Origin of the sequence: Kluyvera sichuanensis, assembly GCF_040930405.1 — a bacterium.
GTDB classification, from domain to species: Bacteria; Pseudomonadota; Gammaproteobacteria; order Enterobacterales; family Enterobacteriaceae; genus Kluyvera; species Kluyvera sichuanensis.
The window spans coordinates 1,489,960-1,504,474 of record NZ_CP162271.1; the positions used below are offsets into that span (position 1 = coordinate 1,489,960).

Here is a 14,515-nt window from a genome sequence, read left to right on the forward strand (position 1 = left end):
TGCCCATACCTTTTGGCTGTGCCTGTAATAATGCAGTAACGCGAGACACCGTGGGTCAAGCAAGGCCTGACCCACGTATTGCCATTAGTGCTTAATAATATACATGTTTCTTGTATAGGTGTTGTCCAGCGGATCTTTGCCGGTATAACCACCGACCCACGGTTTCACCAGGCGGGCGTTGACATAGTAATAAACCGGTACAATCGCGCTGTCTTTGTCGAGTTGCTGCTCTGCTTTGCTATACAGTGCGGTACGCTGCGCTTCATCGGTCGCTTTCAGCGTTTCCGCCATGATGCTATCAAATGCCGGGCTCTTATAGTGCGCGGTATTCATTGAGCTGTTAGACAACATGGTATTCAGGAAAGAGGTCGGTTCGTTATAGTCCGCACACCAGCCTGCGCGCGCGATATCGAACGTCCCCTGGTGACGGGAATCCAGGAAGGTTTTCCACTCCTGGTTAACCAACTTCACATCCACGCCAATGTTCTTTTTCCACAACGATGCGGCAGCAATCGCCAGCTTCTTGTGCAGATCGGACGTGTTGTACAGAAGATTAATGGTCAGCGGTTTATCCGCAGTGTAGCCCGCTTCGGCCAGCAATTTCTTCGCTTCTTCGTTACGTTTAGCCTGCGTCCAACCGAACCATTCTGGTGGCGTCAGTTTTGCGCCATCGGTATAAGGCGGCGTGTAGCCATAAGCTGGCATATCGCCCTGCGCTTTAACCTTATTAACAATAATATCGCGATCGATACCCAGCTTCAGTGCGGTACGCACGCGCGCATCGGTAAACGGTGCTTTCTGGTTGTTAATTTCGTAATAGTAGGTGCAGAGATACGGGTCGACATGAACTTCACTCGGGATCTCTTTTTTCAGCTTCTGGAATAGCTCAATCGGCATATTGTTATAGGTCATGTCGATTTCGCCGCTACGGTAGCGGTTTACGTCAGTCACTTCTGAAGAGATTGGCAGGAAGGTAACCTGATCGATAACCGTTTTCGCGTTATTCCAATAGGTTGGGCTACGTTCAAGGACGATGCGCTCGTTCACCACCCAATCTTTTAATTTATAGGCACCGTTGGTGACGATGTTTGCTGGCTGAGTCCATTTTTCGCCATATTTTTCGATTGCCGCTTTTGGTACCGGCGAAGTCGACGGGTGCACCAGCAGTTTGTAGAAATAAGGAACCGGCTCACTTAAGGTCACTTCTAAGGTGTGGTCGTCAACCGCTTTTACGCCGAGATCGGTAATCGGTTTTTTGCCTTCGAGGATCTCATCAATACCGGCGACATGGCCATACTGCAGGTAACTTGCATAAGGAGATGCGGTTTTCGGATCAACCGAACGCTGCCAGCTGTAAACGAAATCTTGCGCGGTAACGGGGGTACCGTCGGACCATTTGGCATCTTTACGCAGATGGAAGGTCCAGACTTTAAAATCTTTATTATCCCAGGATTCTGCAACACCCGGTGCCGGATGGCCGTCCAGGTCGCTAACAAGTAATCCTTCAAACAGATCGCGGCTAATATTGGATTCTGGAACGCCTTCGATCTTATGTGGATCAAGCGACTGCACTTCGGAGCCGTTATTACGTACCAGCGTTTGCTTTTCTGCCAACTGTACGCCTGCAGGAACATCTGCAGCCATGACATTACCCGCGATCAGTGCGGTAAGAATGCCTGCCGCAACCAGGCTTTTTTTTGTGATGATGGACATTGTGTTGATACTCCGTTCATTATTATTACTGACTCACGCCAGCCTGTTTAATCCCGTTTCGGGTTCCCGTACAGCGCAGGAGATTTTTGCGTCTGCCGGGTCGTTTTACTGCTGCTATCACCGACTTTTTTATTACGGTTGCTCTTATTGGCAACCTGACGTCGATTCATTAAAAGCTTCCCCCCTGTCGGGAAACTTTTCTTATCCGTTAATAACTGCTTACAACCAGAAACAGTTACCGTTTACAAAATTTTATCTTGCGAATAACTCAGGCCGGAAAGTACCAAATGCCTATCACTGCCGCCAATATAATTTGCAAATTTGTTAAGCAATTCTCTTTTGCTCAACATACTGTGCGCTGCCCGGTAGCCTAATCGCAAAATTAACCTATCTGAAATCAATATTTTTCAATTAGATAGATGAAAACTAGCGCCCTGCACATGTGCGCTCTGCAAAGGTGTGCGTTTTTTGTACGAAAATTTAACAGTTGCTTATTTTTTAGCACATAACTCTGCGTTGAAACTGAAATTACTAATATCATTTCAATTATCTAACAGCAAGCGCCAGAGTATGGTGTGAGAGAAATAACATGTGAGTTGCTGAGAAAGCAGACAGGAGGCGAGAGTATCTGATTGATTAAAGTCAATTTTTTAAAACATTCAAATTAATTATGCATAGCTTACAACAAAAGTTTAAGAATATGTTTTTCCGATAGTCACGGCGGTAATCGCGACCACAACGCCACTACCGCCGCAGCATAATTAACCGACCAGACCGGGAAAGATGGATTTGATGCCGGTCACAATAAACTCAATGCCCAGCGCCATCAGCAGCAGACCCATAATACGCGTCACCACGTTGATCCCCGTCTGCCCCAGCATACGCACTAACCACGGCGAAATACGGAAAATCCCCCAGCAGCAATAAGCAAACAGCGCGATAGACAGCGAGAAGCCGAGTAAATAAGGAAGAGAGTGGAAACGCGTACCCCACACGATGGTCGAACTGATCGCCCCCGGTCCGGCCATCAACGGCAGAGCCAGCGGTACCACACCAAGGCTTTCGCGCACCGAGGTTTCCGATTTCTCCTGCTTATTCTGTTTGTCCTCTCCTAGCTTGCCGCTGATCATCGACATCGCGATGCTCACCACCAGAATCCCACCGGCGATGCGGAAGGAATCAATGGAGATCCCGAACAGTTGCAGAATCAGGTCGCCAAGGAATAATGACGTCAGCAGGATAATGGCGACGGAAAGGCTCGCCGTCAGGTTGGTTTTATTTCGCACCATCGCCGTCTGATTGCTCGTCAGACTGATGAAAACAGGAATCAACCCCACCGGGTTGACCAGCGCAAACAGGCCGATAAAGAACTTAAAGAAGATAGGAAAATCAAACAGCGTTTGAATCACGTTAACCCCAGAGCATCATTAAAAGTTAGTAGTTGACGAACGGCAAACCATAATTTGCGCTGACAATACCCTGTTTAGGCCTTAGGTTCATCTGAATTATCCATAAAACCGGGTACAAAACAGAGTGTTACCGAGTTGTATAAAATATGCTAATGTTAAGCCCACAACTACTCACGATTGATTAACGGCATTTATAATTTGCTAAAAGCGCCCTGCTGAAAGGTGTCAGCTTGGCTTAAACTTGATTTAGATCATGCAAATCGTACTCAGAAGTGGGTAATCTGCTTACACCGAAAGGGAAACGCCTTCATAAAAATAGCGTATCCTGGCCGGTGAGCTCCTTGGCTAAATCGAAGCTCTTTTAGTAAATCAGTGAATCAGTTCGTGGATAACACCTTGTTTCCTTAACTTTTTCGCCAGCTGCAGGCGATTTGTCTATACTGACTTGTCGAGCAGATGATTCACTAAAAAAGTTTAACATTATCAGGAGAGCATTATGGCTGTTACTAATGTCGCTGAACTTAACGCACTCGTAGAGCGCGTAAAAAAAGCCCAGCGTGAATATGCCAGTTTCACTCAAGAGCAAGTTGACAAAATCTTCCGCGCCGCCGCTCTGGCCGCTGCAGATGCTCGAATCCCTCTCGCAAAAATGGCCGTTGCCGAATCCGGCATGGGTATTATTGAAGACAAAGTGATCAAAAACCACTTCGCTTCAGAATATATCTACAACGCCTATAAAGATGAAAAGACCTGTGGTGTTCTGTCTGAAGACGACACTTTCGGTACCATCACCATCGCTGAGCCAATCGGCATCATCTGCGGTATCGTACCGACCACTAACCCAACTTCTACCGCTATCTTCAAATCGCTGATCAGCCTGAAGACGCGTAACGCCATCATCTTCTCTCCGCACCCACGTGCTAAAGATGCAACCAACAAAGCAGCAGATATCGTTCTGCAGGCTGCAATCGCTGCTGGCGCGCCAAAAGATCTGATCGGCTGGATTGACCAACCGTCTGTAGAACTGTCCAACGCACTGATGCACCACCCGGATATCAACCTGATCCTCGCGACCGGTGGTCCAGGCATGGTTAAAGCGGCATACAGCTCCGGTAAACCAGCTATCGGCGTAGGCGCAGGTAACACTCCTGTGGTTATCGACGAAACCGCTGATATCAAACGTGCTGTGGCATCGGTTCTGATGTCTAAAACCTTCGATAACGGCGTAATCTGTGCTTCTGAACAGTCCGTTGTTGTTGTTGACTCCGTTTACGATGCCGTTCGCGAACGTTTCGCAAGCCACGGCGGCTACATGCTGCAGGGCAAAGAGCTGAAAGCCGTTCAGGACATCATCCTGAAAAATGGCGCGCTGAACGCCGCTATCGTTGGTCAGCCAGCATACAAAATTGCTGAACTGGCGGGCTTCACCGTACCGGCAACCACTAAGATCCTGATTGGTGAAGTGAAAGTTGTCGACGAAAGCGAACCGTTTGCACACGAAAAACTGTCTCCAACTCTGGCGATGTATCGTGCAAAAGACTTCAACGATGCTGTTGAGAAAGCTGAGAAACTGGTTGCGATGGGCGGTATCGGTCATACCTCTTGCCTGTACACCGACCAGGACAACCAGCCAGAACGCGTTGCTCACTTCGGTCAGAAGATGAAAACCGCGCGTATCCTGATCAACACCCCTGCTTCCCAGGGTGGTATCGGTGACCTCTACAACTTCAAACTCGCACCTTCCCTGACTCTGGGTTGTGGTTCATGGGGTGGTAACTCCATCTCTGAAAACGTTGGTCCTAAGCACCTGATCAACAAGAAAACCGTTGCTAAGCGAGCTGAAAACATGTTGTGGCACAAACTTCCGAAATCTATCTACTTCCGTCGTGGCTCACTGCCAATCGCGTTAGATGAGCTGATTACCGATGGCCACAAACGCGCGCTGATCGTGACCGACCGCTTCCTGTTCAACAATGGCTACGCAGACCAGATCACTTCTGTACTGAAAGCAGCTGGCGTTGAAACTGACGTGTTCTTCGAAGTTGAAGCTGACCCGACTCTGACCATCGTTCGTAAAGGTGCAGAGCTGGCGAACTCCTTCAAACCAGACGTGATCATCGCACTGGGCGGCGGTTCCCCGATGGACGCAGCCAAAATCATGTGGGTCATGTACGAACACCCAGAAACTCACTTCGAAGAACTGGCGCTGCGCTTTATGGACATCCGTAAACGTATCTACAAGTTCCCGAAAATGGGCGTGAAAGCGAAAATGGTTGCTATCACCACCACTTCCGGTACCGGTTCTGAAGTGACGCCGTTTGCGGTAGTAACCGACGACGCAACTGGCCAGAAATACCCACTGGCTGACTACGCGCTGACTCCAGACATGGCGATTGTTGATGCCAACCTGGTTATGGATATGCCGAAGTCCCTGTGTGCTTTCGGTGGTCTGGATGCGGTGACTCACGCCCTGGAAGCTTACGTTTCCGTGCTGGCTTCCGAGTTCTCCGACGGTCAGGCTCTGCAGGCTCTGAAACTGCTGAAAGAAAACCTGCCAGCGTCCTACCATGAAGGTTCTAAGAACCCGGTAGCTCGTGAGCGCGTTCACAGTGCAGCCACCATCGCAGGTATCGCGTTTGCGAACGCCTTCCTGGGTGTATGTCACTCCATGGCGCACAAGCTGGGCTCTCAGTTCCACATTCCTCACGGTCTGGCGAACGCCCTGCTGATCAGCAACGTTATTCGTTATAACGCGAACGACAACCCAACCAAACAGACTGCATTCAGCCAGTACGACCGTCCACAAGCACGTCGTCGCTACGCTGAAATCGCTGACCATCTGGGTCTGTCTGCACCGGGCGACCGTACCGCAGCGAAAATCGAAAAACTGCTGGGCTGGCTGGAAGAGATCAAAGCTGAACTGGGTATTCCTAAGTCTATCCGTGAAGCTGGCGTACAGGAAGCTGACTTCCTGGCACACGTTGACAAACTGTCTGAAGATGCGTTTGATGACCAGTGCACCGGTGCTAACCCGCGTTACCCACTGATTTCTGAACTGAAACAGATCCTGATGGATACTTACTACGGTCGTAACTTCGTAGAAGGCGCTGTAGAAGAGAAGAAAGAAGCCGCTCCAGCTAAAGCAGAGAAAAAAGCGAAGAAATAATCCGCTCATTTCTGGCTGAAAAGCAAAATGAACAAGCCCCATCATTGATGGGGCTTTTTTTATGCCTGATAAACGGTATAAAAAAGCAACACGTTCCCTGCCCGTCTCTAAAACGGCAGGAAACGCATCAGGAAGGGATTAACAAGAACGGCAGGTATGATTGTGTTGATCCTGGATAACGGCCAGTGAGCCCTCTTCCAGCGCTTCTTTGTAATGCTTACGGCAAACGGAGACATAGCGCTCATTACCGCCAATCACCACCTGCTCACCTTCGTTGTAGGGACGCCCTTCTTGATCGAGGCGTAGCACCATGCTGGCCTTACGCCCGCAGAAGCAAATCGTTTTTAATTCAACCAGCTTATCAGAGAGCGCCAGCAGGTACTGACTACCGCTAAACAGTTCGCCACGGAAATCGGTTCTTAGGCCATAGCACAATACCGGAATATCCAGATTATCCACCACGTCAGAGAGCGCGTAGACCTGCTCACGCGTCAGAAACTGGCATTCATCCACCAGCACGCAATTAACCGCCTCACGAGCGTTCTCAGCGTTAATTTCATCGAATAACTGGCTGTTTTGATTAAACAGCTTTGCAGGCGATGAGAGGCCAATACGCGAACTGACCTTACCCGCACCAAAGCGATCGTCTATTTCAGCGGTATAAACGATGGTGCGCATCCCCCGCTCCTGGTAATTGTACGACGACTGTAAAAGTGCCGTCGATTTGCCCGCATTCATTGCTGAGTAGTAGAAATAAAGTTGTGCCATTGGCTGAGGAGTCCTAATCGATGCGTTTTTTAAACGGAGCGCAGTGTACCATATTAGCCCCCTGGCTTCCTGTGTCATCTGGACGTTATGTATACCTCCACATAGGGAGAAACACAGCGTACGGGTATACGCGACGCAGACTGAGAATATTAAACAATACCTCAACGCCGTCTTGCATAATGTTGCGGCACACACCCGTAACATCATCATTCAACTGAACTATTTAATCGTTTGCCTCCCTGCGCGCACGTAGGTGTAATGATCGCAGGGTAAAAAAAATAGCTAGCAAGATTAATAGTTGAAAAGATTAATGAGTTCAGCAGAGAAAATGTGATCCACCACAATTTGTGTAGCGAAGTCCTTACCATTGTTATCTGCAAATTAAACGTAACCTTCCGAAAATAACATCGTCATAACTATGGACATAACCCCGCCGCCCCGTATACCGTGCGACGCAATTGCCCTTTTCCTCCATTGAACTTACTTACCGTGCGTATACAATTTATCGCCGCGTGCTATCAATCAAATAGATGAATGAAGGTTAAGAAACAGAGCAGCAGAAAGCCTGGAGGGCACAAAGCGGTAAGGATCCATCCCCTTTATCCACGATAAAACCGTGTTCGGCAAAGGATGCATTCTGGCTAATACATAAGGTTGATATTTATCCATACGGAGTATATTTATGTGGGCAAACCGTCCTGCATCCCGCGTGTAATCACGTGTTGCCCTTCAACAATAAGCGTAGCGCGGCAGTGGGTGTTCGTCAGCAATTTAACTTATACATATTAAATATCGCACCAAATAACAGGTTATTTTGAATTCCTTACATTCTTCCCTATTGCACAACTGATTTTATCGCTCTATTATTACCTCAACAAACCACCCCACAATATAAGTTTGAGATTACTACAATGAGCGAAGCACTTAAAATTTTGAACAACATCCGTACTCTTCGTGCGCAGGCAAGAGAATGCACCCTTGAAACGCTTGAAGAAATGCTGGAAAAATTAGAAGTTGTTGTTAACGAACGTCGTGAAGAAGAAAATGCGGCAGCTGCTGAAGTTGAAGAGCGCACTCGTAAACTGCAACAATATCGCGAAATGCTGATTGCTGACGGTATTGACCCGAACGAACTGCTGAATAGCATGGCTGCTGCTAAAGTTGGCACTAAAGCTAAACGCGCTGCTCGTCCGGCTAAATATAGCTACGTAGACGAAAACGGCGAAACTAAAACCTGGACTGGCCAGGGCCGTACTCCAGCAGTTATCAAAAAAGCAATGGAAGAACAGGGCAAATCCCTGGACGATTTCCTGATCTAAGGTTAATCCATCCTGCTTCGTAAAAATCCCGCTTCGGCGGGATTTTTTATATCTGAAAAACACTGGCGATGATAACAAGCAGGCATAATGGCGCTCGTTTTTTATCCATTAGTGTTATTCAGATATAAAAAAGCCGGGTTTCCCCGGCTTTAGCAACATTCGTTAAATTACTTCGCAACGCCCAACGTGTCTTGCAGCCAGGCTTTGAAATCTTCGCCCAGCGTATTGTGGCGAATACCGTATTCAACAAACGCCTGCATATAACCGAGTTTATTCCCACAGTCGTGGCTTTTGCCTTTCATGTGATACGCTTCAACCGTTTCTTTTTCGATCAGCATATCAATAGCATCGGTTAACTGAATTTCGTCGCCGGCACCCGGAGGGGTTTTTGCCAGCAGCGGCCAGATTTCAGCGCTCAGGACATAGCGACCAACCACGGCCAGGTTAGACGGCGCAACGTCCGCTTTTGGCTTCTCAACCACGCCAACCATTGGGACGCTATCGCCTGGGTTCAGAGTGGCACCTTTACAGTCAACCACACCGTACGCCGTCACGTCTGCTACCGGCTCAACCATGATCTGACTTGCGCCAGTTTCATCGAAACGCGCAATCATATCAGCAAGGTTGTCACGGCTCAGATCGGATTCATATTCATCCAGAATCACGTCTGGCAGAATAACCGCAACGGGTTCATCACCCACGACCGGATGAGCACACAGCACCGCATGACCCAGACCTTTCGCCAGCCCCTGACGCACCTGCATGATGGTCACGTGTGGAGGACAGATAGACTGCACCTCTTCCAGAAGCTGACGTTTTACGCGCTTCTCCAGCATGGCTTCAAGCTCGAAGCTGGTGTCAAAGTGGTTTTCAATGGAATTCTTGGAAGAATGGGTAACCAGTACAATTTCAGTGATACCAGCTGCAATACACTCGTTCACAACATACTGAATTAAAGGCTTATCCACCAACGGCAGCATTTCTTTAGGGATTGCTTTCGTTGCTGGCAGCATCCTTGTACCTAATCCCGCCACCGGGATTACAGCCTTTCTTACTTTCGAATTTAGGGCAGCCATTCAAATCTCCTGAACTGTTCAAACTTTGAACTTGCTCGTTAATTAATAACGCAATAAGTATATCATCACAGCCACATGAGGCTGCTCCGAAAAGAATGCGTTAACCTCGAATTAAGATTAATACTCGAAGAAGTCGAGCTGTAGGAGGGAACGCCGCTCATAAACTCAGGTTACAGATTGAAACACTGTCACAAAAGTAATGAACCTGACCAACGCACCAGCACGCTGAAACATGACGAGTATATCCACATCAATTTGCCAGATAGTATCACTACGGCAGATAAGCTGTTAAAGCTATCCCTGTAAAAAAATGCGTTTGCTCATTCCGCAGACAACATTAAGCGTAAACGGCCGCCATTACCCCAAATCTGACACTGCCATGAAGTGCAGCGTTGACTTATTTGATTGAGATAGGCCGTTCCTAACGTCCCCAAAGGAACGCCATTGCTTATTTGTATTTGATGCTCACCGGTATTTAAGGTTCCATTCAAACCGGCCGACACGAGGATAAGATTTTTTAATCCGCTATGGTAATAACCAACCAACAGTGGGAACTGACCTGGAAGATTTGCCTGGCGAAGAAGTTGGTTGACCTGTTTTAACAAACTGCCCAATTCCGGCAACCGTTGCCCCTGGTGGGAAAGCTGCTCCTGAAGCAGGCCATTAAAAAGCACGCGAAGTAATAACGCCGCCAGCACGCCATTATCCCCTGCCCGGGTGACATCCAGGCAATAAAAAGCCAAATCGTGTTCTGATAGCGGCGCAATATCGAGCACCAACCCCGGCGCGTCCACCGCCATTAATTGGCGATAATTTATACGACAGCGTGAAATAACCTGCTGAACCGGCGGCTGCAACTCCTGTAAGAGCTTAGCCGCGGTAGCAGGATTGTTAACCAACGCGTCCCAGTCTTCAAATAACCGCTCTTCTTCTTCCACCCGGGAATTAAACATATTGGGATAAAGACAGGCCAGCACCGTCTCACGCAGTCGGTTCAGGTCTTTCACCGGTTTTAATAAGACGTCCTGTACGCCAAGGCGTAGCGCTTTGGCAATATCGGCCATATTTTCAGTGGCGGAAATAATCAGGATTGGAATCTGCTCACCGGCGTTGCGGACGTGCTCCACCAGCTGCAGCCCATTCATGCGGGGCATCGCGAGATCGCAAATCATCAGGTCAGGTTTTTGCAGCGCCATCTGCGCCAGAGCGTCGACGCCGTCCTGCGCCACCAGCGTTTTCGCACCCAGTGACGAAAGCCATGAGTCCATAAGTGAGCGGAAAACGGGTTCGTCTTCGACTATCAAAATCTGTTTTCCCGCCAACGGCTGCGTCATGATGTCTCCCCTGCCCGACGATAATTAAATAGTGGCATGCTATTGTGATAATCGCCTGTCAGAATATGCTGAAGTAGTCGAAAAAAATGCCTTAAGTCGAACTCTGTACCAAAGGCAAAAGCTCATCTGTCTTTTTTTCAACCGCTTGTTGACCCGCGGCTATTGCAGATGAGGCTCGATGAAAATCCAGTGTCGAGATCTGGGGGCAAAACGGCTGTAATAAAATATCCGGCGGGTCACCCGCCATGCGGTTTCGCTTAAGTCTGTTTTCCAGAACCTGGATTGAGGTCGTCATGATTTCCATCGCCGTCGGCGCTACCACCGAACGACGCGCTGCGGCGCGACCGAGTCGGGCACGCAGACGCTCATGCCATGATAGCTCATCTGCTGATTCATTTATCTCTTCATCGGGCTGAATATGGACGGACAGGAGATCCTGCTGCATAAGATGTGCGTCATGTTGCAAATCAACCGCTATCACAATATCGGCACCCAGCGCACGGGTCAGCGAAACGGGAACCGGGTTAACCACCGCGCCGTCAACCAACCAGTAGCCGTTATGTAGCACCGGCGCCATCAAGCCTGGGATGCTGCAGGATGCGCGTACCGCCATGTGCAGGTCGCCTTCGGTAAACCACAGCTCACGCCCGGTACTCAGATTAGTCGCTACCGCCGCAAAACGCCTCTCGCACTGTTCAATCACTTCATTAGGCATGATTTGCCGATACTGATTAAACACCCGCTCGCCGCGTAAAAGCCCACCGCGCCGCCAGGAGAGATCCATCAGGCGCAAAACGTCCCAGTAGCTGAAGGAACAGACCCACTCTTCCAGTTGAGGAAGCCGGTTGCTGGCATACGCCGCCCCGACCAGTGAACCGATGGAACACCCTGCAACAATATCAATCTCGATGCCCATCTTCTGTAGCGCTTTAATGACCCCAATATGTGACCAGCCTCGCGCAGCTCCTGAGCCTAATGCCAGGCCAATTTTGATTTTTCTCATTGCGACCGATGAACATCCTCTTACTGATAGCGTGGCATCATTGCCAGCGCTCGGTTAACATAGTGCTATCGGGCGTTAAAACGCCGTTAATTATCGATTCAGGAGTTGTCTTTGTCTGAACTGTGCCCTTGTGGCAGCGCTCTCGAGTATAGCTTATGTTGCCAGCGTTATCTGTCCGGTAACGAATGTGCCGCCGAGCCGTCACTGCTGATGCGCTCGCGCTACACTGCCTTTGTTAAGCGGGATGCCGATTACCTGGTGAAAACCTGGCATCCCTCCTGTCAGGCTGGAACCTTCCGCGACGACATCCAGAACGGATTTGGTCAAACCGAATGGCTGGGGCTGACCGTCTTCGCGACCGAGCCAGGCCGTTCGCCTGATGAAGGCTTTGTCAGCTTCGTGGCCCGTTTTCGTGAAAATAACAAGAATGGCGCCATCATTGAGCGTTCACGATTCTTAAAAGAAAACGGCCAGTGGTACTATATTGATGGCACCCGTCCATTAATTGGCAGAAATGACCCCTGCCCCTGTGGCTCAGGGAAAAAATTTAAAAAATGCTGCGGGCAATAAGCCCGGAACAGCTTCGCAAACATCATCAACAGGATTTACCCGGCAATGCATTCCATTCAACGTAAAGTTCTTCGCACCATCTGCCCTGACCAAAAAGGGCTTATCGCGCGTATCACCAATATCTGCTACAAGCACGAGCTGAATATCGTGCAGAACAACGAGTTTGTCGATCACCGCACCGGCCGCTTCTTTATGCGTACCGAGCTGGAAGGGATCTTCAACGATTCAACCCTGCTGGCAGACTTAGACAGCGCGCTGCCGGAAGGCTCCGTTCGCGAATTAAATCCAGCCGGTCGCCGTCGTATCGTGATTCTGGTCACCAAAGAGGCTCACTGCCTTGGCGATCTGTTGATGAAGGCCAACTATGGCGGCCTGGACGTCGATATCGCTGCCGTGATTGGCAACCACGACACGCTGCGTTCGCTGGTTGAGCGTTTCGGTATTCCATTCGAGCTGGTCAGCCATGAAGGGCTAGCGCGTGAAGAGCACGACAAGCTGATGGCGGATGCCATTGAAGCGCACCAGCCGGACTACGTGGTGCTGGCGAAATATATGCGCGTGCTGACGCCTGAATTCGTTTCTCGCTTCCCGAACAAGATTATCAACATCCACCACTCGTTCCTGCCGGCGTTTATCGGTGCGCGTCCGTACCATCAGGCCTATGAGCGCGGCGTGAAGATTGTTGGCGCTACGGCGCACTACGTTAACGATAATCTGGACGAAGGCCCAATCATTATGCAGGACGTCATTCACGTCGATCATACCTACACGGCGGAAGATATGATGCGTGCCGGTCGCGACGTGGAGAAAAACGTTCTCAGCCGTGCGCTGTACCAGGTATTAGCGCAGCGCGTCTTCGTTTACGGTAACCGAACGATTATTCTTTAATCGCTAGCGAAATGAATTGATTAGCTTTAATCCGTTACGGACAAAAAGCACGCAAACAGTTCATTTTCGGTAAACGAATGCTTTACAGCGGCGCGTCATTTGATATGATGCGCCCCGCTTCCCCAGAAGGAAGCAGGCCAGTAAAACCAAGCTTTACCCCGTGGTGGGGTTCCCGAGCGGCCAAAGGGAGCAGACTGTAAATCTGCCGTCATCGACTTCGAAGGTTCGAATCCTTCCCCCACCACCATTATTCACTACAGCGATGTAGTTACCTCGGTGAGCAATGCAGATGTTTGCACTTATCGGGGAAGGGTGAGAACCTTCGATTAAGGTTCGACTCGAGCGAAAGCGAGAGAACGTTGCCAAAGGCAACGGCCCGAAGGGTGAGGAGCGAAGCGACGAATAATCCTTCCCCCACCACCATCTCCAAGCTTTACCTACAATTTGAATTGCCCCTGGTGGGGTTCCCGAGCGGCCAAAGGGAGCAGACTGTAAATCTGCCGTCATCGACTTCGAAGGTTCGAATCCTTCCCCCACCACCATCACTTCCTGATTGCACCCCACTAAATCAAAACACTGAAATTCTATATTCTACCCATGCGGGGAAGGATGAGAAGCTTCGACTAAGGTTCGATTCGAGCGCCAGCGAGAAAGCGTTGCCGCAGGCAACGACCCGAAGGGCGAGGCGCAGCCGAGTAATCCTTCCCCCACCACCATCACTTCCTGATTGCACCCCACTAAATCAAAACACTGAAATTCTATATTCTACCCATGCGGGGAAGGATGAGAAGCTTCGACTAAGGTTCGATTCGAGCGCCAGCGAGAAAGCGTTGCCGCAGGCAACGACCCGAAGGGCGAGGCGCAGCCGAGTAATCCTTCCCCCACCACCATCACTTCCTGATTGCACCCCACTAAATCAAAACACTGAAATTCTATATTCTACCCATGCGGGGAAGGATGAGAAGCTTCGACTAAGGTTCGATTCGAGCGCCAGCGAGAAAGCGTTGCCGCAGGCAACGACCCGAAGGGCGAGGCGCAGCCGAGTAATCCTTCCCCCACCACCATCTTCTTTAGTACCTCATCTAATATTAAAATCCTCCTTAGCTATCTCTTTTAATTTTCTAAATCCATTTGTCTCTCTGCCATATTTATCCCGGCGGCGCTGCGCTTGGCCGGGCTACAAATCAATCGTAGCCCGACCAAGCGCAGCGCCGCCGGGGAGCACAGGCCGCACAAACAAAAAACCCCGCCGAAGCGGGGTTTAGAGCA

At 49.7% G+C, this 14,515-nt stretch carries 11 protein-coding genes, 2 tRNA genes and 4 other RNA genes; 10 read left to right on the top strand and 7 right to left on the bottom strand.

The genetic code is table 11. The annotated features are described in order from the left end of the window. Positions 1–84 precede the first annotated feature (84 nt). The 3 genes from oppA to AB2B48_RS07500 all read right to left on the bottom strand — a co-directional run bounded on the left by oppA (position 85) and on the right by AB2B48_RS07500 (position 3,122). Entirely contained in the window at positions 85–1,713 is a 1,629-nt protein-coding gene (gene oppA / locus AB2B48_RS07490) for an oligopeptide ABC transporter substrate-binding protein OppA (RefSeq protein WP_333500086.1), read from the bottom strand. 47 nt (positions 1,714–1,760) lie between these two features. Further along, positions 1,761–1,883, bottom strand: a complete 123-nt coding sequence (locus tag AB2B48_RS07495; protein ID WP_255581436.1) for a hypothetical protein — start codon at positions 1,881–1,883, stop codon at positions 1,761–1,763. A 591-nt stretch (positions 1,884–2,474) separates the two neighbouring features. Further along, positions 2,475–3,122 carry a YchE family NAAT transporter gene (locus AB2B48_RS07500; protein ID WP_220440816.1) on the bottom strand — a complete coding sequence of 216 codons (648 nt, stop codon included), beginning with the start codon at positions 3,120–3,122 and terminating at the stop codon, positions 2,475–2,477. A gap of 496 nt (positions 3,123–3,618) precedes the next feature. Here AB2B48_RS07500 and adhE point away from each other — a divergent pair, with 496 nt between their 5' ends. Beyond that, the gene (gene adhE / locus AB2B48_RS07505; protein ID WP_368301415.1) at positions 3,619–6,288 is read left to right on the top strand and encodes a bifunctional acetaldehyde-CoA/alcohol dehydrogenase; all 2,670 of its coding nucleotides are present in this window, start codon (positions 3,619–3,621) and stop codon (positions 6,286–6,288) included. Between the two features lie 138 nt (positions 6,289–6,426). On the opposite strand, the gene tdk is transcribed toward adhE, so the two are convergent. After that, positions 6,427–7,056 carry a thymidine kinase gene (tdk, locus tag AB2B48_RS07510; protein ID WP_185669969.1) on the bottom strand — a complete coding sequence of 210 codons (630 nt, stop codon included), beginning with the start codon at positions 7,054–7,056 and terminating at the stop codon, positions 6,427–6,429. A 911-nt stretch (positions 7,057–7,967) separates the two neighbouring features. Between tdk and hns the strand changes: the two genes are divergently transcribed. Then, positions 7,968–8,375, top strand: a complete 408-nt coding sequence (gene hns / locus AB2B48_RS07515; protein WP_185669730.1) for a histone-like nucleoid-structuring protein H-NS — start codon at positions 7,968–7,970, stop codon at positions 8,373–8,375. Between the two features lie 167 nt (positions 8,376–8,542). Here hns and galU read toward each other — a convergent pair whose 3' ends face one another. The 3 genes from galU to rssA form a co-directional block, all read right to left on the bottom strand. After that, entirely contained in the window at positions 8,543–9,451 is a 909-nt protein-coding gene (galU, locus tag AB2B48_RS07520) for a UTP--glucose-1-phosphate uridylyltransferase GalU (RefSeq protein WP_333010423.1), read from the bottom strand. 320 nt (positions 9,452–9,771) lie between these two features. Beyond that, on the bottom strand, positions 9,772–10,785 hold the full coding sequence (gene rssB, locus AB2B48_RS07525) for a two-component system response regulator RssB (RefSeq protein ID WP_368301418.1): 1,014 nt from the start codon (positions 10,783–10,785) through the stop codon (positions 9,772–9,774). A 91-nt stretch (positions 10,786–10,876) separates the two neighbouring features. Next, entirely contained in the window at positions 10,877–11,788 is a 912-nt protein-coding gene (gene rssA / locus AB2B48_RS07530) for a patatin-like phospholipase RssA (protein WP_368301420.1), read from the bottom strand. A 111-nt stretch (positions 11,789–11,899) separates the two neighbouring features. Here rssA and AB2B48_RS07535 point away from each other — a divergent pair, with 111 nt between their 5' ends. From AB2B48_RS07535 to AB2B48_RS07570, 8 genes are all read left to right on the top strand, one after another. Continuing rightward, entirely contained in the window at positions 11,900–12,358 is a 459-nt protein-coding gene (locus AB2B48_RS07535) for a YchJ family protein (RefSeq protein WP_333010426.1), read from the top strand. A gap of 45 nt (positions 12,359–12,403) precedes the next feature. After that, positions 12,404–13,246 (top strand): formyltetrahydrofolate deformylase, encoded by an 843-nt coding sequence (purU, locus tag AB2B48_RS07540; RefSeq protein WP_185669725.1) that lies wholly within the window; start codon positions 12,404–12,406, stop codon positions 13,244–13,246. A gap of 162 nt (positions 13,247–13,408) precedes the next feature. Further along, positions 13,409–13,493 (top strand) — tRNA-Tyr (locus tag AB2B48_RS07545). Positions 13,494–13,537: 44 nt separating this feature from the next. After that, positions 13,538–13,669, top strand: a non-coding RNA gene (locus AB2B48_RS07550) — RtT sRNA. Positions 13,670–13,703: 34 nt separating this feature from the next. Beyond that, a tRNA-Tyr gene (locus AB2B48_RS07555) sits at positions 13,704–13,788 on the top strand. Between the two features lie 46 nt (positions 13,789–13,834). Next, positions 13,835–13,962: non-coding RNA, RtT sRNA (locus AB2B48_RS07560), on the top strand. A 46-nt stretch (positions 13,963–14,008) separates the two neighbouring features. Continuing rightward, positions 14,009–14,136: non-coding RNA, RtT sRNA (locus AB2B48_RS07565), on the top strand. 46 nt (positions 14,137–14,182) lie between these two features. Beyond that, positions 14,183–14,310, top strand: a non-coding RNA gene (locus AB2B48_RS07570) — RtT sRNA. Positions 14,311–14,515: the final 205 nt, after the last annotated feature.